General features: G+C 64.8%; 14 protein-coding genes. 7 read left to right on the top strand and 7 right to left on the bottom strand.

The genetic code is table 11. The annotated features are described in order from the left end of the window. Window positions 1–244: 244 nt before the first annotated feature. Window positions 245–1,654 (top strand): amidase, encoded by a 1,410-nt coding sequence (locus tag G473_RS25710; RefSeq protein ID WP_051330006.1) that lies wholly within the window; start codon window positions 245–247, stop codon window positions 1,652–1,654. Here G473_RS25710 and G473_RS0107780 read toward each other — a convergent pair. Further along, complete coding sequence (locus G473_RS0107780) at window positions 1,605–4,193, bottom strand: fimbria/pilus outer membrane usher protein (protein ID WP_051330007.1); 2,589 nt, start codon at window positions 4,191–4,193, stop codon at window positions 1,605–1,607. The genes G473_RS25710 and G473_RS0107780 overlap by 50 nt on opposite strands. Continuing rightward, window positions 4,190–4,921: a fimbrial biogenesis chaperone gene (locus G473_RS0107785; RefSeq protein WP_084437756.1), complete on the bottom strand. Its 732-nt coding sequence runs from the start codon at window positions 4,919–4,921 to the stop codon at window positions 4,190–4,192. The genes G473_RS0107780 and G473_RS0107785 overlap by 4 nt, the downstream gene beginning before the upstream one ends. A gap of 336 nt (window positions 4,922–5,257) precedes the next feature. Between G473_RS0107785 and G473_RS29095 the strand changes: the two genes are divergently transcribed. Next, entirely contained in the window at window positions 5,258–7,162 is a 1,905-nt protein-coding gene (locus tag G473_RS29095) for an ATP-binding protein (protein ID WP_051330009.1), read from the top strand. On the opposite strand, the gene hutC is transcribed toward G473_RS29095, so the two are convergent. Both hutC and G473_RS0107800 read right to left on the bottom strand, forming a co-directional pair. Further along, entirely contained in the window at window positions 7,149–7,883 is a 735-nt protein-coding gene (gene hutC / locus G473_RS0107795) for a histidine utilization transcriptional repressor HutC (protein ID WP_029012637.1), read from the bottom strand. The genes G473_RS29095 and hutC overlap by 14 nt on opposite strands. Next, window positions 7,880–9,235 (bottom strand): formimidoylglutamate deiminase, encoded by a 1,356-nt coding sequence (locus G473_RS0107800; protein WP_029012638.1) that lies wholly within the window; start codon window positions 9,233–9,235, stop codon window positions 7,880–7,882. The genes hutC and G473_RS0107800 overlap by 4 nt, the downstream gene beginning before the upstream one ends. A gap of 316 nt (window positions 9,236–9,551) precedes the next feature. Between G473_RS0107800 and hutI the strand changes: the two genes are divergently transcribed. From hutI to hutU, 4 genes are all read left to right on the top strand, one after another. Next, window positions 9,552–10,760 (top strand): imidazolonepropionase, encoded by a 1,209-nt coding sequence (gene hutI / locus G473_RS0107805; protein WP_029012639.1) that lies wholly within the window; start codon window positions 9,552–9,554, stop codon window positions 10,758–10,760. Next, complete coding sequence (hutH, locus tag G473_RS0107810; RefSeq protein ID WP_035706010.1) at window positions 10,760–12,289, top strand: histidine ammonia-lyase; 1,530 nt, start codon at window positions 10,760–10,762, stop codon at window positions 12,287–12,289. The genes hutI and hutH overlap by 1 nt, the downstream gene beginning before the upstream one ends. A gap of 200 nt (window positions 12,290–12,489) precedes the next feature. Next, entirely contained in the window at window positions 12,490–13,326 is an 837-nt protein-coding gene (gene hutG, locus G473_RS0107815; protein WP_035706013.1) for an N-formylglutamate deformylase, read from the top strand. Beyond that, window positions 13,323–14,990 carry a urocanate hydratase gene (gene hutU, locus G473_RS0107820; RefSeq protein ID WP_029012642.1) on the top strand — a complete coding sequence of 556 codons (1,668 nt, stop codon included), beginning with the start codon at window positions 13,323–13,325 and terminating at the stop codon, window positions 14,988–14,990. The genes hutG and hutU overlap by 4 nt, the downstream gene beginning before the upstream one ends. Window positions 14,991–15,035: 45 nt before the next feature. On the opposite strand, the gene G473_RS29100 is transcribed toward hutU, so the two are convergent. Together G473_RS29100 and pgmB are read right to left on the bottom strand one after the other, a co-directional pair. Further along, complete coding sequence (locus G473_RS29100; RefSeq protein ID WP_161630956.1) at window positions 15,036–16,949, bottom strand: methyl-accepting chemotaxis protein; 1,914 nt, start codon at window positions 16,947–16,949, stop codon at window positions 15,036–15,038. 275 nt (window positions 16,950–17,224) lie between these two features. After that, window positions 17,225–20,269, bottom strand: a complete 3,045-nt coding sequence (gene pgmB, locus G473_RS30985) for a beta-phosphoglucomutase (RefSeq protein ID WP_245580010.1) — start codon at window positions 20,267–20,269, stop codon at window positions 17,225–17,227. Window positions 20,270–20,498: 229 nt separating this feature from the next. On the opposite strand from pgmB, the gene G473_RS0107835 reads away from it, so the two are divergent. After that, complete coding sequence (locus G473_RS0107835; protein WP_029012643.1) at window positions 20,499–22,097, top strand: carboxylesterase/lipase family protein; 1,599 nt, start codon at window positions 20,499–20,501, stop codon at window positions 22,095–22,097. Here G473_RS0107835 and G473_RS0107840 read toward each other — a convergent pair. After that, window positions 22,078–22,455, bottom strand: a complete 378-nt coding sequence (locus G473_RS0107840; protein WP_210163251.1) for a response regulator — start codon at window positions 22,453–22,455, stop codon at window positions 22,078–22,080. The two genes, G473_RS0107835 and G473_RS0107840, sit on opposite strands and share 20 nt — an antisense overlap. Window positions 22,456–22,471: the final 16 nt, after the last annotated feature.

Raw genomic sequence — 22,471 nt, forward strand, 5'->3', positions numbered from 1 at the left:
TAAAGAAAGCCCCGCCTGTCAAAGACGGGCGGGGACCAAGGAAGGCTCAACAGAAAGGGTGATGCATCTTCACCTTGTATCGTTTCAATTGCTACAGAACTTGGGTCGTATATCCATCTGGCGGTACGACTATGACGAATGAGACTGCCTGTGCCTTTGGGGCCCTGCTGGCAGGGGGCTGGACGTGGCAGGTTACGCGGCTATCATGCCGCCGCAATCGCCGTGATGCTCTTTGGAAAATGCCATGTCCCGCCCCGATTTCTCCGCCATCGCCGAACGGCAGCTTGCCCGTATCGCCGGGCTGGAGCCGCATCTACAGGCCTTCGCACTGCTGGAGCCGGAATGGTTGCGCCAGCTGGCCTGGGAGCAGGCGCGGGCGCAAGGGCCTTTCCATCCGGTTCTGGGCGGGTTGACGCTGGGGGTGAAGGATCTGCTGGACCTGCGGGGGCTGCCGACGGGTGGCGGTTCCGCCCGTCCGCATGTGGGGGAGGCCCCCGCCGATGCCGCTGCCGTTACCGCCCTTGCCGGCGCGGGCATGCTGGCACTGGGCAAGACCCACACGGTGGAACTGGCCTTTGGTACCTGGGGGGTGAACCGGGCCACGGCCACCCCGCGCAACCCCTGGGATGCCGACACGGTGCGGGTGCCCGGCGGGTCCAGTTCAGGGTCTGCTGTTGCCGTGGCAACGGGACTGGTCGATGCGGCCTTGGGCACGGATACTGGCGGCTCCATTCGCATCCCGGCGGCTTTGAACAATGTCACTGGTATTCGCCCCACCATTGGCCGGGTCAGCCGGCGCGGTTGCCTGCCGTTGAGTCCCAGCCTGGATACGGTTGGGCCGATGGCGCGGGATATCCAGGTGGCGGCCCATATGCTTCAGGTCATGGCGGGGCATGATCCCGCCGATCCGGCGACGGGTCTGGCACCCAAAGGGCCCAAGCCCGGCCCCTATGATGCCGGGGCCGCCCTGGCCCGGCCGGTCAAAGGCATGCGTCTGGCGGTTTTGGGCGATCACGCCATGGATGGGGTCAGCGACGCGGTGGGCGATGCCTATCTGTCAGCCTGCGCCGTGCTGGAACGCCAGGGTGCACGGCTGGTGGAGGTGAGGCCCATATTGCCGCTGCCGGCCTGTATTGAGCCGTCGGGTTTGCTGATGGCGGGTGAGGCCTGGCGCCTCTGGCGGGAACGGCTTGATCATTACGAAGGCGAAATGGATAGCGGTGTGGCTGCACGCCTGCGCCAGGGACAGAATGTTACGGATGCGGAATTATCCCGGCTGCTCCAGAACCGCCGCCAGGATCAGCAGCGCTTCCATGCCTGGCTGGAGGATGTGGTTAGCCTGTTGACCCCGACCCTGGCCCTGGCGGCCCCGGCACTGGCGGATCTGGATGAGGGGCGTTTACCCTTTTCGCGCTTCGTACGGGCCGCCAACTGGCTGGATCTGCCCGCCGTGGCCCTGCCCTGCGGTGCCACGCGGGGCGGGCTGCCGCTATCCTTGCAGGTGCTGGCCCTGCCGTGGCGGGAGGCGGTCGCGGTGGGGGTAGCGGCCCGCTATCAGCAGGTCACGGACTGGCATCAGCGCCGGCCGGACCTGGAGGCCCTTGTTAAGGCGGCGACGCCCCCGGTCCCGGCAGCCGGATCGTCCCCAGCCTGACATCGCCTTCCGCATCCCGGTCCACCGTGACCGGGTACGGCACCATGGCCAGCCCATGGACCTGCAGGGACCATTTGCCCGGCCGCACCCCTTCCACCCGGAAGGTGCCGCGCCGGTTGGTGAAGAAGGCGATTTCCACCGCATCCGGCCCGGCATCCACCGGGCGCAGCACGCCCGATTGCAGGCCGGCCGGTTCCCCCGCCGCATCCTGAAGCTGGCCGGTGAGGGAGGCGACGGCATCGGTCCCGATGGGCACGATGATCCCGGCGCGATAGCTGGGCTGTACCGCTGGCCGGTCATTGCCCAGATCGTAATTGGCCGGTGCGTCCGGCACATCCAGCAGCAAGGGCCGCACCAGATAGGCGGAGATGTTGGGCACGACCGGCGGCCCCAGCGCATCGGTCTGGGAGAGATAACGCCCATCAACGGGATCAACCCCGACATCCCGCCCTTTCAGCCGGGGATGGGGGGTGATGATGGCGAAACTGTTGGTGACGGGCCGGCTGACCCCTGTATGACCATCCGCATGCACCAGGGAGGTGGCGAAGGCCAGTTGGGTCCGGTTCTCCGTCCCGCGATCCTCATTCAGCGCGCGGCGGATCAGATCATGGCGGGCCTGAACCTCGAACCGTTGATGGACATAGCCGATATCGCCTTCCAGCCGGTCGCCATTGCGGCCACTTTCATTCGTCAAAGACAGGCCGGCATTCAAGGCATTGACCGGGTTCAGCGACTGGTAGCGCCAGTCCAGGCTCTGCTGCCGGCTGATCGTGTCGATATTAACCCCGCCCATCTGGCGGCCATCGTCGAACAGGAAGCGCAGTGACAGATAAAGGCCGGTATCGCGGCTGCCATCGGTATTGCGACCATGACTGAAGGTCACATCCAGACTGCCTGTGGTCCAGACACGCTGCCGCAGAGACAGATCGATACCGTAACTATCCCTGATTTCTGTGCTGCGGGTCTCCAGATACCGGCCCCCGAGCGAGGCGGAGAGAGTGTCCAGCAGTGGCTGTGTCAGCCGCAGGGCGGCATCCAGGCGTGTATCGGCAGGAAACAGCGCGCCGAAACTGCGGAAATCCTCATCATACCAACTGACCTGTGCCGTCAGGGACCGGCCATCCCACACATCTTCCCCATTGCCATAGGACCGGTAGCGCAGCGTGCCGGCAATGCCCTGTAACCGGTCGGGCTCGGCCTCCGCGCCGGGGGCGGTAACGGTCTGCGGTGGCTTGCGGCGCAGATAGGCAGATGGCTCGATCCCGAATGTGCCCAGCGGGGTCGTGAACAGCGCCTCCGCCGTCACACTGGTTTCCCGCCGGTTGATCTGGGTTCCCATCCCCAGGGTCAACTGGTCGCTGATGCCGACCCGGTGATAGCCGGAGAAGACCGGATCTTCTTCATCATAGCGATAAAGGTCCTTTTCCACGCTGGAGGGGACGCCCAGCGTGTAGCCATATTCCTGGATGCCGGCGCCCAGAAGCTGGCTGTCGAAGAAGAAGGGAAAGTCGATCACCTGTTCCCGGCCGAACGCATCGGTGATCCTGATCCGCACATCATTGGTGCCGGCAGCGCCAGGGAAGCTGTTGAGATTATAGGGGCCGGCGGCCAGCCGGAAAACGCGGGTGGCGCGGCCATTGACCAGCACTTCCACCACCGACGGGTTTTCCAGCACAAATTCCCGGTTCCCGGCTGGCTGAACCAGATCATAGGGCCGGATGGAGAAATTCTTGGCGACCGACAGGCCGGCGACGGCCCGGCCGACTTGGTTACCTGCGACCGGTATGCTGAGATCGCCCATCTGCACCCGCACGCCTTTCTCCGGCAGGTCGCGCACCAGCCGTACCGGCCCGCGTGCGAAGGGGCGGTCTGCATCCTCCTGGTAATAAGCCTCGCCCTCCAGCACCCAGCCCTTCCAGTTCATCGCGGGCTCCAGGGCCAGGGACACCGGCCCCCAGCCCTTGCCCCCGAAAGCAACCGGCGCTGAAAGGTAGTCCACCGCCCCGCGCATATTCATCTGCGCGCTGAAATCGGCCTGCGGGATGATGGTGTAGGCCCGCGCCGCGGCGCCGCGGTCCATGACCGCCAGATCGCGCACCCGCCGGGCATTGGCCGGTACGTGGACGCGGAGAATCTGCTGCCCACCCTCATAGCTGACCTGGATGCCACGGGCATCCAGCCGGGTGGGCAGGGCGGTGCCATCGGCATCGGCCTGGGCAGCCAGCCGGTCCAGCGCCCCCGCTTGCACCAGCGGACGCAGCAAGGTAACCAGGGCCGGAACATCGAAGCGGGTTTGGGCGGGGTCCAGGCTGACCATGCCCGGCACCTGCCCCAGTTCCGTTCCGTCGAACAGTACCGGCAAATCCGCCTTCTGGCTGGCCGCCGCAGGACGGCGCTTCCCAAACACCTTCTCGTACAGGGCGTCTGTGCCTGCGGCGGGTGTGGGCTTCTGCTCCGGGGCCTGTGCGAAAGCCGCCACCGGCACCGATAGCAGCGCCAGAAGAAAGGGCAGGGGGGAAGGGGTGGTGCGGCGTGTCAATTCGTCAGGCGTAGCTGGGCCGTGACCGGTCCGACCGGCACATCCTTGGGCCAGGGCAACAGGAAGCGGCGGGTCACGCCGGGCAGGATATTTTCACCGGCCAGCCCGCCGAGGGCCTCGGCGGCAATGGTGGCCTTGCCACCGCCCCCTTCGACGGTCAGGGTGGGGCCTGTCAGGATCTGGTGGGCGGTGCCGTCATTGCGGACCATCAGTTCCAGCACCGTGCCGTCGCTCAACCGGTGGGGCGCTGCACTGGCGATCGTGACGGCTGGGCTGGCGCTTGCCGGCTTTACATAAAGCGATGCCTTGTACTGTACCAGCAGGCGCACCTGCCCGCCGGTTTGCGGTGTCTGCCCGATATCGATCGGCAACTGCTCGGCAATCAGCCGGTATGCCAACTCGCGCGTCGGATTGGCATCTCCGACCCATTGCACCCGCACCGACTGGTTCTGTCCCGGTTCCAGGATGATCTGTTCGGGAAAGATGATCCATTCATCGGTGGAAGGAATTTCCACATCCTCTCCCTCCCCGTCCTGGGACCGGCCGATAATCCGAATCTCCACCGCGATCGGGTTCTGCACGTCATTTTCGATGCGGAATATCTGTGTCGCCCCGCGCCCCGCCGGATCGAAGACCATCTCAATGGGCGTCAGGCGGAAGGCGCTGGCAGGGGAGCTGATCAACAGCAAGGCCAGTAAAAACAGGCAGATGCGAACCATCGCGTGCATGAAAACCGCAACCCCTTTCCACCTGGCAGAGCCATTCCGCCATTCCGTCTCCTATGAATCATATCGGTCCCGGTTTTTCCAGGCTGTTACCTGCTTCTTATGGATGCTATGGCTTTGTGCGGCTAACAATCTTGCTTTTGCAAGTCATTGCAAGTCTTTGCATGAAGAGCAATGTTAATGTATTCATATTAACATGCTATTCACATGGTGCTTTAAAATAGACCGTTTTATGCATAAGGGCTTTCTTTCGGATGATTGTATCTCTTTGTTTGATGGTGCGATATAATGGCCCTGTACAATCTAGTGTTTTAGACAAAGCGATCCCAGACCTGCACGATGACACTGACGCTTTCCGTCCTTTTGGTTAACATCGCGACCCTTCTGGGGGCTGCGACGGCGCTTGCCACCATCTGGTGGCACGGGCGGACGGAACGTTATGCCTTGTCCTGGGCAATTGCCCTGTTCTCCGGCGCCATCGCCATGCCGCTTGCGGTTCTGCCGCAGCCGCCCTTTTCCCTTCTGTCGGGGGCCGTCGCGCTGACAGGCGATGTGCTGTTCAATATCGGCGTCTTTTTGATGGCGGATGGGATGGCGCGTTACACCGGGCGCGCCTTGCGCTGGCGTCGCTGGGCATTCGGCATTCTCTTTACGCTGTGCATGACGGCCATCGCGCTTAACCGTGGCGATACCGTGCTGCGGGAATTGTTGAACAGTGGCTATGTGCAGGCTGCTGCCCTTGCCGCCCTGCTGGCCCTGGCGCGTGTGAAGCGGTTCGGCATTGCGGAAGGGTTGATGCTGGGCGCTTTCCTGACTGTTTTCATCGGGAACGGGTTCTATCTCGGTCATGTGCTGGTGGAACAGCCCCGCACACCGTTCAGCATTGCCACAGTGGGGGGGCAGGTCCTGCTGATGATCCAGCCCTTCATCATCACGGCGCTGGCGATGGGCGGGGTAATTGCCGGATGCCGGCGCCTGATCCGGCAGGCACAGGCGGGGCGGGAGGAACTGGCCGCCGCGGCGCACCGCGCCCTGGAAGCCGACCGTGCCAAGTCGGAATTCCTGGCCACGATCAGCCATGAGATTCGCACCCCCATCAATGCCATCCAGGGCTGTTTGCAGATATTGGATGCCCATGGGCTGAATGCGGCCCAGGCCCGGCTGCTGCAGGTGATGGAAAGTTCCAGCAGGTCCCTGTTGACCCTGGTCGATGATGTGCTGGACATGGCCCGGCTGGAAGCCGGGCGGCTGGAAATTGCCTCCACGCCGACGGATTTACGTGAACTGATCCATGATGTGGCGACGGCGGTGGGTCACCGCGTCGCGCAGAAAGGGCTCAGGCTGGACCTGTCATGGGAAGGCCCGGTGCCGCCCCTGGTGCTGACCGATGCCCGCCGTCTGCGCCAGATAGTGGGCAATCTTCTGGGCAATGCGGTGAAGTTCACCGACCGGGGCGGTATCACGTTCAATATCGCGGTCATCCCGGCCCCCGCCGCGGCCCCGCCGCCGCCTGATACCGGGCTGGGTCATCCTGCCCCGGTATGGCTCCGCTTCAGTATCACGGATACGGGTGTGGGCATTCCGGCAGACAAGCTGGAGGGTATCTTTCAACCCTTCATCCAGGCCGATGGCACCAATACCCGCAAGTTCGGTGGCGCCGGGCTGGGGCTGGCGATCGCGCGCCAACTGGCGCTCATGATGGGTGGTGACATTACCGTTCGCAGCGAGGCGGGACGCGGCAGCAATTTTACCGTCACGCTCCCCCTGCTGCCAACCCGGCAGCCCGCCTTGCGCTCGCCAGGACGGGGCGGGGATCAGCCGGAGCCCGGCTTTGCCGGGGCGGCGGTTCTGCTGCTGGAGGATGATGAGATCAACCGCTACGTCACCACAGAACTGCTTGTCGGCAACGGGTTGCAGGTGATCCATGCTGCCGATGGGCAGGAAGCGCTGGAAATCCTCTCCTTCCGGCCTGTGGATGTCGTGCTGATGGATCTTTTCATGCCGGGGATGGACGGGCTGGCGGCAGCGCGGGCCATCCGGGCATTGCCCGACCCTGCCGGGTCTGTGCCCATTGTGGCGCTGACGGCGGCAGTGACCCCCGATATCCGCCAGCAATGCATTGATGCCGGGATGCAGGACTTCCTCGCCAAGCCGATCCGCCGGGACAATCTGCTGGCCGCCCTGGCAGCGATCTTGCCGCATACGGACGAGCCGCAGCTTTCAACCGGCCTCAAGAACCGGTGAAACGCGCAATCAGGTCGAAGCCATCTCCGGGAAATACCTGTCGGACATAGGTGACAGGCTCCCCGTCCGCGCCATCGCCCTGCCGCCAGGTTCGACGCTCCAGCACCAGACAGGGCGATTGTTCAGCCAGGGCCAGGGCAGCGCCGTGCGGGCCGGCAGCCGCAGCCTTGATGCGATGTTCCGCTTCGTGCCAGGGCACATGGGCCAGCAACCAGGAGCCGGGCGGCACAGTGGCGAAATCGGCCGTCGCCGCTTCCGGTACCGCGGCCAGATTGATCCAGCGTTCTTCCAGCGCAAAGGGCACATTGTCGGCCAGATGCCGGCAGGTCAGATGCAGAAGCCGGGAACCGGGGGGCAGGCCCAGGCGCACCGGGTCTCCGTCCGTGGCGGCGATGATGCCGCGTGAGAGCAATTCATAGCGGTAGACCTGCCCCCGGCCGGTAATCTCCGCCTTGATGTCGGGGATCGCCAGCGCCGCCATGTGGATTTGCGGGCGGGAGACGAAGGTGCCGGCACGCTTGCGCCGTTCGATCAAGCCGGCTTCCACCAGGGCGGAGAGCGCCTTGTTCACGGTCATCCGGGCGCAGCCATAGCGCGCCATCAATTCATGCTCCACCGGGATGCGGTCGCCGGGCCGCAACTGGCCGGACAGGATCATGCCCTCAATCTCGGCGCGGATCCGCTGGTGCAGGGGGACGGTGCCGCTCTCGGCGAGACTCATGACAGAAGGCTCTCCAGCGTTTTGGCGAAGCGGACGGTGACGGTGTCGCGCGCATGATGGCGGCCATCGCTTACCACGCGCCGCCCGCGTCGCCAAACCCCGTCCACCATGGATCGCCCGGCGAAGATGAACCCGTCCAGCAGCGCATCCCCCCGGCGGGCAACAAGGCTGGGATGGTCGGCTTTCAGGCTGAACAAATCCGCCGCCGCGCCGGGTACAAGGCCGACCCGCTTTTGCCCAAGCGCCTGCGTGCCACCGGCCAGGGCCGCATCAAACAGGCGGCGCCCGGTGGAGCCTTTATCCATCGCCAGCATGTTGCGACCCCGGTGCGTCAGGCGCTGGCCATATTCCAGCAGCCGCAATTCCCCGGCCGCATCAATCAGGACGTTACTGTCCGACCCGATGCCGATGCGACCGCCCTCGGCCAGAAAGTCACCGGCATTAAACAGCCCATCGCCCAGATTGGCCTCGGTGATCGGACATAGACCGGCCACGGCGCCGCTATGGGCCAGCCGTTGTGTTTCGCAGCGATCCATGTGGGTGGCGTGGACCAGGCACCATTGATCGTTTACCGGCATGTGGCGGAGCAGCCAATCCACCGGACGCTGGCTGGACCACGCCACGCAATCTTCCACCTCCCGCATCTGCTCGGCGATATGGATATGGATCGGTCCGCCCTGCGCCTGGGATACCGCCAGGGACAGGCTGTCCGGCGTGACCGCGCGCAGCGAATGCGGCGCCACGCCCACCACGCCATCGGGCAGAAAGCCGACGGCCCGGCGGGAAGCAGAAACCAGCAGGCCGAACAGGTCCGGCCGGTTGACGAAACGGCGCTGGCCGTCGCCTGTCGGCTGACCACCGAACCCGCCGCAATGGTACAGCACCGGCAGCAGGGTCAGGGCGATGCCGGTTTCATCCGCCGCCGCCGCCAGCCGCGCGCCCATTTCCGCCAGATCGGCATAGGGCGTACCGTCCGGCGCATGGTGGATGTAGTGGAATTCGCCCACGCGGGTGAAGCCGCTTTCCAGCATCTCCACAAAAGCCATGGCGGCAATGGACTGCATCTCCGCCGGCCCGATGCGGTGGGCGAAGCGATACATCACCTCCCGCCAGGTCCAGAAACTATCCGCCGATGGCCCCCGCACCTCCGCCAGCCCGGCCATGCCGCGCTGAAAGGCGTGGCTGTGCAGGTTGGGCAGGCCCGGCAGGGCGATGGCGTGACGCTCATCATTTGGCTGCGGCGGGGTGTTGGTCGCCACGCTGGTGATGACGCCCGCCGCCAGTTCCAGCCGCACCTGTTCGGCCCAGCCGGTGGGAAGCAGGGCATGGCGAAACCAGAGGGCGTGGGTCACGGCGCAGGGTTCCTTGGGGTGAGAATTCTTGGGTGGGGGTGAGGATAATGTATAGACATTAATAATGTATAGACATAAAAGGGATGTGAGGATTTCAGGGCGTGTCGTCTTTATTTCGCCGACGGTATTCCGGTCGGCTTCCGCTTCGCTCCACCTGCCTCCCCCGCGGAAGCGGGGGTCCAGGGGCCAAGGGCGCTGAAGCGTGGGTGGAGGTGGCCCCTGGTTCCCCGCTTTCGCGGGGAAGGCAGATACGAAGAAGGCTGGCCTCTGAATTTGGTATGGCCGGAAAAAACAACCCAGGGAGCAACCAGCGCGCATGATACCGGCTGATCATCTGTGGAAGAACGCCCGTCTGGCCAGTATGCGCGCCGATCTGGGCGGGTTGGGGATCGTGGAGGATGGCATCATCGCCGCCCGCGATGGCCGTATCCTCTATGCTGGCCCGGCCAGCGATGCCCCCGCCCTCAACCCCGTTACTGTGACGGATTGCCAGGGGCGTTGGATCACCCCCGGCCTGATCGATTGTCACACCCATCTGGTCCATGCCGGCGACCGCGCGCATGAATTTGAACTGCGCCTGAAGGGTGCTACCTACGAGGAAATTGCCCGTGCCGGCGGCGGCATCGTCTCCACCATGCGCGCCACCCGCGCGGCGGATGAGGCGGAATTGATCCGCCAGACAATCCCCCGCCTGGATGCGCTGCTGGCCGAAGGGGTAACGACGGTTGAGGTGAAATCCGGCTATGGCCTGTCCCTGGTGGATGAGCTGAAAATGCTGCGCGCTGCCCGCGCCCTGGCCGCTGCCCGGCCGGTCAGCATCGCCACCACCTTCCTGGGCGCCCATGCCGTGCCGCCGGAATTTGCCGATGACCATGACGCCTATATTGATCTGGTCTGCCGCAAGATGATCCCCGCCGTGGCCGCGCAAGGCTTGGCCGATTCGGTGGATGGGTTCTGTGAAGGCATCGGCTTTTCGCTGTCTCAGGTGCGTCGCGTCTTTCATGCCGCGAAAACCCAGGGGCTCGCCATCAAGCTGCACGCCGAACAATTATCCAACCTGCAGGGCGCGGCCCTGGCGGCCTCGCTCGGGGCCCTGTCCGCCGACCATCTCGAACATGTGGATGAAGGGGCCGTGCGCGCCATGGCGCAGGCCAACACGGTGGCGGTGATGCTGCCGGGGGCGTTTTACTTCACCCGTGACACCAAGCTGCCGCCGATCGACCTGTTCCGCCGCCATGGCGTGGTGATGGCGCTGGCCACCGACTGCAACCCCGGCACCGCCCCGCTGACCTCCCTGCTGCTGGCGATGAATATGGGGGCGACCCTGTTCCGCCTGTCGGTGGAGGAGTGCCTGCTGGGCGTCACAAGCCACGCCGCCCAGGCGCTCGGCCGGCTGGACAGCGTGGGTACGCTGGAGGCCGGCAAGGAATGCGACCTTGCCATCTGGGATATCGAACGACCGGCGGAACTTGTCTACCGCATGGGTTTCAACCCGCTACATGCACGTATTTTCAGGGGAAAATGATGCGTACCACACTGACCCTCACCCCCGGTGCCGTCAGCCTGGATCAGTGGCGGGCGATTTATCAGGGGGCGGTCCCGATGCTGGACCCGGCCTGCCATGCCCAAGTGCAGCGCGGGGCCGACACCATCCGCCGCATCATCGCCAAGGGGGAACCCGTCTATGGCGTGAATACCGGCTTCGGCAAGCTGGCCTCTGTCCGCATTGCCGACGCCGATCTGGCGGAATTGCAGCGCAATATCGTGTTGAGCCACGCTGCCGGCGTAGGTGAGCCGATGCCGGAAAATGTGCTGCGGCTGATGATGGCGCTGAAACTGGCCAGCCTGGGCGTCGGTGCATCGGGCGTGCGGGTGGCGGTGCTGACCCTGCTGGAATCCATGCTGGCCAAGGGGATTTTGCCCGTTGTGCCGGCCCAGGGCTCTGTCGGGGCCTCGGGCGATCTGGCCCCCCTGTCACATATGGCCGCGGCCATGATCGGCCATGGCGAGGTGATGGTGAAGGGCCTGCGCCAGCCGGCTGCCCCGGCGCTGGCCGCGGCTGGCCTGTCGCCCTTACTGCTGGGCCCGAAGGAAGGCTTGGCGCTGCTGAACGGCACGCAGTTTTCCACCGCCTATGCGCTCGCCGGGCTGTTTGAGGCGGAAAGGCTGCTGCAAAGCGCCTTGGTGACAGGGGCCCTGTCGACGGAAGCCGCCAAGGGTTCCGACACGCCGTTCGACCCGCGTATCCATACCCTGCGCGGCCATCAGGGACAGATCGACGTGGCGGATACGCTGCGCCGCCTGATGGCGAACTCCGCCATCCGCGACAGCCACCGCGATAATGATGTGCGGGTGCAAGACCCCTATTGCCTGCGCTGCCAGCCGCAGGTGATGGGTGCGGCCCTGGACCTGCTGCGGCAGGCGGCGCGCACCTTGTTGATTGAGGCCAATGCCGTTTCCGACAATCCGCTGGTCTTTGCCGAGGATGACAGCGTGCTGTCCGGCGGGAATTTCCATGCCGAACCGGTGGCCTTTGCCGCCGACATGGTGGCCATGGCGATCTGTGAGATCGGCAGCCTGTCCGAACGGCGCGTCGCCATGCTGGTGGATCCCGCTTTGTCCGGCCTGCCGGCCTTCCTGACGCCGAAGCCGGGCCTGAATTCCGGCTTCATGATCCCGCAGGTGACGGCGGCGGCCCTGGTGTCGGAGAACAAGCAGCGGGCATATCCCGCCAGCGTGGACAGCATCCCCACCTCCGCCAACCAGGAAGACCATGTCTCCATGGCGGCGCACGGGGCGCGGCGCTTGCTGGCGATGGCGGAAAACGGCTTTGCCGTGATTGCGATTGAATGGCTGGCAGCGGCGCAGGGCTGCGATTTCCATGCGCCGCTGACCAGCAGTGCCGTGCTGGAAGCCGCCCGCGCTCGGCTGCGGGCGGCTGTGCCGACGCTGGCGGCAGATCGCTATTTCCACGCGGATATTCAGGCGGCCTTGGGGCTGGTGCGCGATGGGGCTTTGGTGGCGGCGGTGGATGGGTTGCCGGCGGTGGGGTGAGGGGGCGGCGATACCGCCTTAACCTCTTACCTATCCAAGATTTCTCAGGTTTTCCGAATAGTTAACCGTCATTCCCGCGAAGGCGGGAATCCAAACGACGGCCCCACTTGCCCCCCCTCTTCTGCTGGAAGCGTTTGATGGATTCCCGCCTTCGCGGGAATGACGGGAGAGCAGAGGGCAGAAGAATGAGGAACCACCCCATGCCCCAACCCCATCCCTGGCTGGACATCACCCGTGGCACCGCCCCGCTGATCCTGTCCATCCCCCATGCCGGCACCGATATTCCCGATGATATCGCGCCCGCCCTGGCCGATCCCTGGCTGGCGCGCAAGGATGCGGATTGGCATGTGGCGGACCTCTACGCCTTCGCCGCCGACCTGGGCGTCACCATTATCCGCACCCGCATTTCGCGGACGGTGATCGACATGAACCGCCCGCCCGATGGCGCATCGCTCTATCCTGGCCAAGCCACCACCGACCTTTGCCCGCTGACCAGCTTCGACGGCGAACCGCTCTACCGTCCCGGCCAGGAACCGGATGCGGCAGAATTGGCCCACCGCCGCACCCTCTACCACACGCCCTATCACGCAGCCCTGGCAACCGAGATCGCCCGCCTGCGCGCCCAGCACCCAAGCGTCGTGCTGTATGATTGCCATTCCATCCGCTCCCGCGTGCCGCGCCTGTTCGACGGCGATCTGCCGCATTTCAATATCGGCACCAACAGCGGCACCGCCTGCGCCCCCGCCCTGCAGGCGGCAGTGGAGCGGGCGTGCGACGTCACACAGTTCAGCCGCGTCAGCAATGGCCGCTTCAAGGGCGGCTATATCACCCGCCATTACGGCCAGCCCGCCAATGGCGTGCATGGGGTGCAGATGGAACTGGCCTGCCGGGGCTATCTGGCGGAACCAGCCTGGCCGCTGGATGCAACCAACTGGCCACCCGCCTTTGATCCCGCCTATGCCGCACCGATGGTGTCGGCCTTGACCCACATTCTCACCATCTGCCGCGACTGGGCGCTTGAAGGGGACAGGACATGAACCGTATCGACAATTCCCGCCGCATCAAGGCCGCCCATGGCAGCACCCGCAGCGCCAAAAGCTGGCAGACCGAAGCGGCCTTGCGCATGTTGATGAACAACCTGGACCCGGACGTGGCCGAACGGCCCGAGGAACTGGTGGTCTATGGCGGGATCGGCCGGGCGGCGCGCGACTGGCAGAGCTTTGACCGCATTGTCGCGGCGCTGACAAAGCTGGAGGATGACCAGACCCTGCTGGTGCAATCCGGCAAGCCGGTGGGCGTGTTCCGCACCCATGCCGATGCGCCGCGCGTGCTGATCGCCAATTCCAACCTCGTCCCCCATTGGGCCAACTGGGACAAGTTCCACGAATTGGATGCCAAGGGCCTGATGATGTATGGCCAGATGACGGCGGGAAGCTGGATCTATATCGGCACCCAGGGCATCGTCCAGGGCACCTATGAGACGTTTGTGGAGGTGGGGCGGCGCCATTATGGCGGCAGCCTTGCCGGGCGCTGGATTCTCACCGGCGGCTTGGGCGGCATGGGCGGGGCGCAGCCGCTGGCCGCCGTGATGGCGGGGGCCTCCTGTCTGGCGGTGGAATGCCAGCCGTCGCGCATTGATATGCGCCTGCGCACCGGCTATCTGGACCGCGCCACCGACAATCTGGATGAGGCGCTTGCCCTCATCGCCCAATCCTGCGCCGACAAAAAACCCCTCTCCGTCGGCCTGCAGGGCAATGCGGCGGATGTGTTCCCGGAACTGGTGCGCCGGGGCGTGCGGCCCGATGCGGTGACGGACCAGACCTCCGCCCACGACCCGATCAACGGCTATCTGCCGCGCGGCTGGACGCTGGACCAATGGGCCAAGGGCCGCGAAAGCGACCCGAAGGCGGTGGAACGCGCCGCGCGCGCCAGCATGGCCGAACAGGTGCGCGCCATGCTGGATTTCTGGAAGGAAGGCGTGCCGACGCTGGATTACGGCAATAACATCCGCCAGATGGCGCTGGAAGAGGGCGTGGCGGATGCCTTCGCCTTCCCCGGCTTCGTGCCGGCCTATATCCGCCCGCTGTTCTGCCGCGGCATCGGCCCGTTCCGCTGGGCAGCCCTGTCCGGCGACCCGGAGGATATTTACAAGACCGACCAGAAGGTAAAGGAGCTGCTGCCCGATAATGCCCACCTGCATCACTGGCTGGACATGGCGCGGGAAAAGATCAAGTTCCAGGGCCTGCCGGCCCGCATCTGCTGGGTGGGTTTGGGCGACCGCCACCGGCTGGGGCTGGCCTTCAATGAGATGGTGGCCAAGGGTGAATTGAAGGCCCCGGTGGTGATTGGCCGCGACCATCTGGACAGCGGTTCCGTCGCGTCGCCCAACCGGGAGACGGAGGCGATGCAGGATGGTTCGGATGCCGTGTCCGACTGGCCCTTGCTGAACGCGCTGCTGAACACGGCATCGGGGGCGACCTGGGTGTCGCTGCACCATGGCGGCGGCGTGGGCATGGGCTTTTCCCAGCATAGCGGCATGGTGATCGTCGCCGACGGCACGCAAGAGGCTGCCAAGCGCCTGGAACGGGTGCTGTGGAACGATCCGGCCACCGGCGTGATGCGCCATGCCGATGCCGGGTACGACATCGCGCAGGATTGCGCGCGTGATAAGGGGCTGGATTTGCCGGGGATTTTGGGGTGAGGGGCGGCAGCGCCGGTCCCCCGGCGCTGCTAGTAGAGCTATTTTTTACGCCGCCCGGATGGCAGCGAAGAAACGGGCGATGTCGTCTTGCAGCATCGTGGCGTTGCGGGCGAGGCTGGAGGAGGCGAGAGAGACCTGACGCGACATCTCGCCGGCTTCTTCCGCGGCACCCGTCACCTGGCTCATGGCCTGATCCACCTGGACCACGCCGCCCGCCGCGTCCGACACGCTGCCGGCGATTTCCGATGTGGCGGCGGATTGCTGTTCCACCGCATGGGCGATTTCTTCGGCGATCTGGCTCTGGCCGGCAATGGCGGTGGAAACCTGCCGGATCGCGCCAACCGACTGTTCCGCCACCTTCTGGATTTCACCGACCAGTCCGGTAATATCATCCGTGGCGCGGGCTGTCTGGGTGGCCAGCGCCTTCACCTCGCTTGCCACCACGGCGAAGCCCTTGCCCGCCTCCCCGGCGCGCGCGGCCTCAATCGTGGCATTCAGCGCCAGCAGGTTGGTCTGGGCGGCGATGTTGGAGATCAGCCCCACCACTTCGCCGATGCGCTGGGCGGCGGTGGCGAGGCTGGCCAGCGTATGGTCGGCCTGTTCGGCCTGCTCCATCGTTCGCCCGGCCGACTGGCTAGAGCGGCTGGCCTGACGCTGGATCTCCGCGATGGAGCCGGACAGTTCCTCTGCCGCCGCCGCAACAGCCTGGATCTTGTCAGAGGCGGTATGGGTGGCCCCGGTCGCTTCCTTCGACTGGCGCAGCGTTTCGGTGGAGATGCCGGACATCTGGGCTGCCGTGGCTTCCAACTCGGTGGAGGCCGAGGACATTTCCCGGATGGCGCGTGAGGCCGTCTGGTCAAATTCCCCGATCAGCTTTTCCACGGCGGCGTTGCGCTGGTCACGGGCCTTGCGCTGTTCGGCTTCGGCGGTACGCAGGCGCGCCGCCTCCTGCCCGGCCTGTTTCAGCACCACAACGGAACGGGCCATGGCGCCCAACTCATCCTGTCGCGTGGCGTGGGGCACATCGGCGCTGTAATCCTCCTGCGCAAACCGGTCCACGGCGTGGCCTAGATCCGCCAAGGGACGCAGGATTTGACGGGTAATGATGATCGCAGCAAGCCCGACCATCAACAGGCCGGCCAGGATGACGAGGCTGGCACCGGCCAGGGACCAGGCGCGGGAGGTCCGAAGTGCGCTGGCGGAAAGGGCGGTCGTTTCTTCCAGCCTTTGCCGCGCCTGCAGGATGGTTTCAATCGTCGTTGTCGCGGACTTGAACCATGTCTGGCTGTCCACGGGATAAGGGGTGCCAGCGGCGGCGGCGGCCAGAACCTGCTTCAACTGCGCGTCGATCTGGGCACTGGCAGCCGCGGCCACCGTCACCGCCTCACCAAAAACCGGAGCAAGCCGCTTGGCCCGGCCTTGCGCGCTGGAAAGGCTGACGGCGATGGCGCCGCTGGCATTGCCGATGGCGGTTAATTGAGGGGCGCTGGGGGGCGCGCCGGACGCGATGATGCCCGCGACCAGACCGCGCTGGCGGCCCAGATGTTCCGCCATCACGGCCAGATTGCTGGTGACGGTGAGGCCTTCAAGCAAGGAGGCCTCGTCGGACAGCGCCACCCCTTCCATGCCCTGGCGGGCTTGAGCCAGCAGGCTTTCGATCATGCGGGTCGTATCGGCGAACCACAAGGCGGGCTCCCGGGGGCCGGTCCCATCCATGGCTGCCGTTGCCTTGGCGCGTGCCTCGCGCAGCGAGGTGGCTGTACCGTCCAACGCGCTGATGAAGGGGGCAGAGTGTGGGCTGGGCGTCTGGAACAACAGCCGCGCTTGGGCAAGCGCTTCGTCAACAGCCGCCCGCGCCTTTTCCACAGCCTTGCGTTGCTCAGGATTGGTCTGTGAAGCGGCAATGGCGGCATTGGTTGTGCCACGCTCCACTGCAAGTTTGCTTGCGGCACTCAGCATTGCGGCTGAAATGCCATTGCTCTCTGATGCTTGTTCCGCAGTTCCCATTCCCTTCAAGGCAAAAAAGCCCTGCGTTAAGGATTGGGTCAAGGACATGCAGGCGAGGATGCCCACGAGGCCGATCAACTTTGTTTTAATACCCAGCTGCATAATTTCCCCCTTATCTGCGGCCTATGCAGATAAGGGGGTATGTGGTTAAAAAAAGAATAATGGATACTGCTGAATCCATCATTCATGACATAGATCAATATCCTGCATACTGTTTTATTCAGAAACTATTTTCTGACAAGTGGTATTGCGTAGTCGTCCAACCCTAAATGCTTGATATGTGGGATCACCGCATCCGCTTCTGTCAGTACGGCTGGGTCGCCGATGCCGATGGCTGGCATGCCGGCGGCCTTGATGGCAGTGATCCCGGCCTGACTATCCTCGATCCCGATACAATCGACCGGTTCCATACCCAGAGCCGTGGCCACGGCCAGGAAAATATCCGGGGCGGGTTTGGGATGGGCGACGGCAGCAGGGTCGGCGACATAATCCAGCAGATCGGCAATGCCCAGCCGGTCCAGCAGCGTGGGTGCGTTGCGACTGGCCGAGGCGACACCGATCTTCAAGCCGGCACCACGGGCGGCCAGGATCAGGTTGCGGGCGCCGTCGAACAGATCGGCGGGCGTATAATCAGCGATGATCGCCTGATAATAACCGTTCTTCCGGTCGGTGGCGGCCTTCTTCTGCTCTCGTGTCAGGGACAGGCCGGAGCCTTCCAGGATCATTTCCAGCGAGGTGGCCCGGTCGATCCCTTTCAACGCCTCGTTCCGGTGCCGGTCGAAGGGCACGCCCAACTCGTCGGCCAGCCGTTTCCAGGCCAGATAATGGCCTTCCGCCGTATCGGTCAGCACGCCATCCAGGTCGAAGATCAGGGCCTTGGCCGGGCGGGGGAATGGGGACAGGGGCAGGGTCACGGTGTCTCCCTCCTTCAGCGCCAGCGGGCGCCCATAATGGTGGATGGTCAGGTCATAGCCGGAAAGCAGGCGATAGGTGGCGCCATCGCTACCCACATCGACACGCAGGCGTCGCCCCTGCCACAGGATGCCGAAGCCATAATGACCCCAGCCTTCAGGCAGGGTCGGCCGGAAGCGGGCAATACCGCCTTGCCAGCGCAGGCCGCCAAATCCCCAGGCAATGCCCAGCCAGCTTCCCGCCATGGCGGCCATATGGGCGCCGTGGCTGGCATTGCCATGCAGATCATCCAGGTCGACCCGCGCGGTTTCCGTGAAATAGGTCAGGGCCTTGTCGGCATCGCCCAGTTCTGCCGCCAGGATGGCGAAGGTGCTGGGGGACAGGGTGCTGTCATGCACCGTGATCGCCTCGTAATATGCGTAATTCCGCCGCTTCTGCTCCTTGGGCATATTCTGGTGCGATAAAAGCAGGGCCAGCACCACGTCGGCCTGTTTGCACACCTGATGGCGATAGATCAGCAGCGGGTGGAAATGCAGCAGCAGCGGGTATTTATCCGCCGGCGTATTGGCGAAATCCCAGACCGGCTTGGACAGGAAGTCATCATCCTGCGGGTTAATGCCGGCGAGCGGATCAACCGGAAGATACATCTGCTCCGCCGCCCGCCGCCACAGGGCCGCTTCGTGTGGGGACAGCCCGATCCGCAGGGACAGATCGGCCAGACAATCCGGCGCGTGGCGGGCCATCCGGTGATACAGGTCAGCGGCATGGGCCAGATGCTCCCGCGCCATGCTGTTGGTGTAGAAATTATTGTTCACCAGGGCGGTATATTCATCCGGGCCCGTCACTTCATGGATGGTGAAGGCCCCGCCTTTACGGGCGTTGAAATGGCCGACCTGGGGCCAGATCCGTGCCGTTTCAAACAGCATCTCCGCCAGATGGGTGTAGAGAAAGGCGCTGTCGCCCGTCACTTCCTCATAAAAGCGGATGGCGAAGGCGATGTCGGCATTGATGTGGTACTGGGCCGATCCGGTGGGATAATGGGCTGAACATTCATCCCCGGCGATGGTCCGCCAGGGATAGAGCGCGCCCATTTCATGGCCCATCAGCCGGGCATGGTTGCGGGCGCGGGGCAGGGTGCGGACGCGATATTCCAGCATCCGGCGGGCCAAGCCCGGATCGGTCAGGGCCAGGACCGGCAGGACGAAGGTTTCCGTATCCCAGAAATAATGGCCCTCATAGCCCTCGCCCGTCAGCCCCTTGGCGGCGATGGAGGAATGGCCGGTGCGGCCGGTGGACTGGAACAGGTGGAACAGGTTGAAGCGGATGGCCTGCTGAAGCGCGCCATCGCCATCAATCGTCACATCGGCATCGCCCCAGAACTTGGTCAACTCCCGCGTCTGCCGTTCAGCGATACCGTCCCAGCCCTGGGCGACGGCGGCGGCCAGCACGCCGCCCGTTTCGTCAAACAGCGCCCGGGTCATTTCCGGCCCGTCATGGTCGGCGACGCTATAGGCGACGAATTTCTCGATGGTCAGGCTGGCGCCGGGGGACATCTCACCCCGGAACGGCTCCACCATGGATTGCAGGGTCTGCCAGACCGGCTCGGCCGTCAGCCCCGGTCCCGGCCGGTGTGCCTGCCGGACCACCAGGGCCCGGCGGGAGAAACGGGCCTGCTGGAAAACGCCGGCCGGCACGCCATCCTGTTCCAGCGGCTGGCTGTCCACACCGCCTTTGCCCAGGGCAACGCCGATGCGGGGGTCATCGCCCTGCTTTTCCGCCCGGCGCCCCCATTGGATGGTGGAGAGCAGGGCAACGGGTCCGGTATAATCAACCGACCGCACGGTCAACCGGATGGCCAGTAATTGCGGCTGCGCCAGGGAAACGAGGCGCTGGCCTTCAATCTCGATCGTGTGGCCCTTGGGGCTGGTCCAGCGCAGGATGCGGGACATGGTCCCGTCGCGCATATCCAGTTCGCATAAAAGGCCCAGCAGGGTGCCGGTCTGGATGTCCACCGGCTCATCCCCCAGGATGATGCGGATCAGCTTGCCGTCGGCCACCGGGATGCGAGTGTCGGTATTGCTGGCAAAGCCGGTGAAACGCTCATGATAATGGATTGGCGCCTGCTCGAAAAAATCGGCCAGGAAGGTGCCGTCGGTCTGGGAGGGGGCTTCGTCGATACCGCCGCGCACACCCAGCGCGCCATTGGCAAGCGCGAACAGGCTCTCATCCCGGGGCGCTTGCAATGGGTCATAGCCGGTGCGCCTGACCACCCAGCCAGGTTCTGCCGCCTTTCCATCCAGCGCATCCGTGCCGAAAATCTGAGAGAAAATTTCGTGGGATGGAGAAATAGCCTCCTGCACGCCCACCTCCTTGCAGCCTGAACCGATTGATTAACCCGCGAAACCGCCGCTTGTTGCGGCGAGCTGATAATGTTGCGGGCACAGAGCCTGTTGTGAACCAAGGCTAGGAAGGGGATGTGGCGGTTTTGGGGCTGCCGGCCACCCGCCTTTTATCCGGTAAGCGGATCAGTTATCATATGACACCGGTATCAATAAGAATGCCGGATAAAATCATGTGAGAGGAGATGAGATGGAGCGTCGGCTTGTGCTGGGAATGATGGGCGCTGTCGGGGCGGGGCTGCTGCTGCCGCGCGCGGCCTTCGCGGCTTCGCGTCCCGTAGCAGCGACAGCCCATGGCAAGGTGCGGGGCCTGACCGATACCAATGGCATCCACCATTTCAAAGGCATCCGCTATGGCGCGGATACGGCGCCGCGCCGCTTCATGCCGCCGCTGCCGCCGCAGCCCTGGAAGGGGATCGCCGAGGCGGTGACCTATGGGGCCGCCAGCCCCCAATCCAGCCGGGAGACGCCGGTATCAGAAGATTGCCTGTTCCTGAATGTCTGGACGCCGGGCCTGGGGGCGGGGGCGAAGCGGCCCGTGATGGTCTATATCCATGGCGGCGCCTATGCCAATGGCTCCGGCTCCAGCCCGCTCTATGACGGGGCGCGGCTGGCGCGGCGTGGCGAGGTCGTGGTGGTCACGCTCAACCACCGGCTCAATCTCTGGGGTTATCTTTATCTCGCCCGGCTGGGCGGGCTGGAGGATGAACGCTTTGCCGATAGCGGCAATGCCGGCCAGCATGATCTGATCCTGGCTTTGCGCTGGGTGCGCGACAATATCGCCGCCTTCGGCGGTGATCCTGGCAATGTGATGCTGTTCGGCCAATCCGGCGGGGGGGCGAAGATCGCGACCTTGATGGCCATGCCTGAAGCGCGGGGCCTGTTCCACAAGGCAGCGACCATGAGCGGGCAGCAGGTCACCGCCTCCGGCCCGCGCAACGCCACGGCGCGCACGGCGGCTTTCCTGGCCACGCTTGGCCTGATGGCCGATAAAGCCGGCGCGGAGGCCGTGCGTGCCGTGCCGGTGGAGCGGCTTCTGACGGGGCTGAAGGCGGTCGATCCGGTGATCGGGTCGGGTGGCGTTTATATGGGGCCGGTCCTGGATGGGCGCGGCCTGCCGCGGCATCCCTTCTATCCCGATGCGCCGGACCTGTCCCGCGGCATCCCCATGATCATCGGCAATACCCACGATGAAACCCGCAACCTGATCGGCGGCGGCGATCCCAGTACCTTTGCCCTGGATTGGGAGAGCCTGCCGGCCAAGCTGTTCCCGGCCATGCGGGTGGATATCGCCCCGGAACCAGTGATCGCGGAATATCGCCGTCTTTACCCCCATTACAGCCCCAGCGACGTGTTTTTCGCCGCGACCACAGCAGGCCGTTCCTGGCGTGGTGCGGTGCTTGAGCTGGAGGCCCGCGCCCGGCAGCCGGCAGGGGCCGCCCCCACCTGGGCCTATCAACTGGATTGGGCGTCCCCCCTTGAGGGCGGTAAATGGGGTGCCCCGCACACGCTGGATATCCCGCTGGTTTTTGACAATGTGGCAGCACCGGGGGCCTTGTCCGGCGATGGGCCGGCGGCGCAGGCCATGGCGGATATCATGAGCGAAAGCTTCATCGCCTTCGCCCGCACCGGCAATCCCAACAATCCCCGTCTGCCGGCCTGGGAGCCCTATGACCTGGCGCGCCGCCAGACCCTGCTGATGGACCTGAAACCCGTACTGGCCGATGACCCGCGCGGGGCGGAACGGCGGCTGTTCGACGCCGTCCCCTTTATCCAGCAGGGGACGTGATACGGGGCCGGTCGGCCCATATCTCCCGTAGGCGGGCGCACAGGGTCATCAGGTCGAAAGGTTTGGCCAAAACATCCAATGCGCCCGCCCGCTTCAGGCTTGCCAAATGGTCTGGATCATTGGTCGCGGTGATGAAGACCACGGGCGTGGTGGCCGTGGCCGGCATGGCGCGCAGTGCCGTCAATGTTGCCAGACCATCCAGTCCTGGCATGGACGCATCCATCAATACCATCTGCGGCCGGCAGGTCGGGATGGTGCGCAGTGCCTCCACGCCCGAGGCGCACAGGGTCACCCGCAAGCCGCCAACAACGGCCAGCGCCAGTTCCGCCAATGCCCGCAATTCAGGTTCATCATCCACGAAGGCCACATGCGAT

Origin of the sequence: Niveispirillum irakense DSM 11586, from assembly GCF_000429645.1 — a bacterium.
Classification (GTDB): Bacteria; Pseudomonadota; Alphaproteobacteria; order Azospirillales; family Azospirillaceae; genus Niveispirillum; species Niveispirillum irakense.

Coding starts and splice junctions, on each gene's coding strand:
- hutG (WP_035706013.1), top strand. CDS start 12,490: ATGCCCCAACCCCATCCCTGGCTGGACATCACCCGTGGCACCGCCCCG.
- hutU (WP_029012642.1), top strand. CDS start 13,323: ATGAACCGTATCGACAATTCCCGCCGCATCAAGGCCGCCCATGGCAGC.
- hutH (WP_035706010.1), top strand. CDS start 10,760: ATGCGTACCACACTGACCCTCACCCCCGGTGCCGTCAGCCTGGATCAG.
- G473_RS0107835 (WP_029012643.1), top strand. CDS start 20,499: ATGGAGCGTCGGCTTGTGCTGGGAATGATGGGCGCTGTCGGGGCGGGG.
- G473_RS29095 (WP_051330009.1), top strand. CDS start 5,258: ATGACACTGACGCTTTCCGTCCTTTTGGTTAACATCGCGACCCTTCTG.
- G473_RS0107785 (WP_084437756.1), bottom strand. CDS start 4,921: ATGCACGCGATGGTTCGCATCTGCCTGTTTTTACTGGCCTTGCTGTTG.
- G473_RS25710 (WP_051330006.1), top strand. CDS start 245: ATGTCCCGCCCCGATTTCTCCGCCATCGCCGAACGGCAGCTTGCCCGT.
- hutC (WP_029012637.1), bottom strand. CDS start 7,883: ATGAGTCTCGCCGAGAGCGGCACCGTCCCCCTGCACCAGCGGATCCGC.
- G473_RS29100 (WP_161630956.1), bottom strand. CDS start 16,949: ATGCTGAGTGCCGCAAGCAAACTTGCAGTGGAGCGTGGCACAACCAAT.
- hutI (WP_029012639.1), top strand. CDS start 9,552: ATGATACCGGCTGATCATCTGTGGAAGAACGCCCGTCTGGCCAGTATG.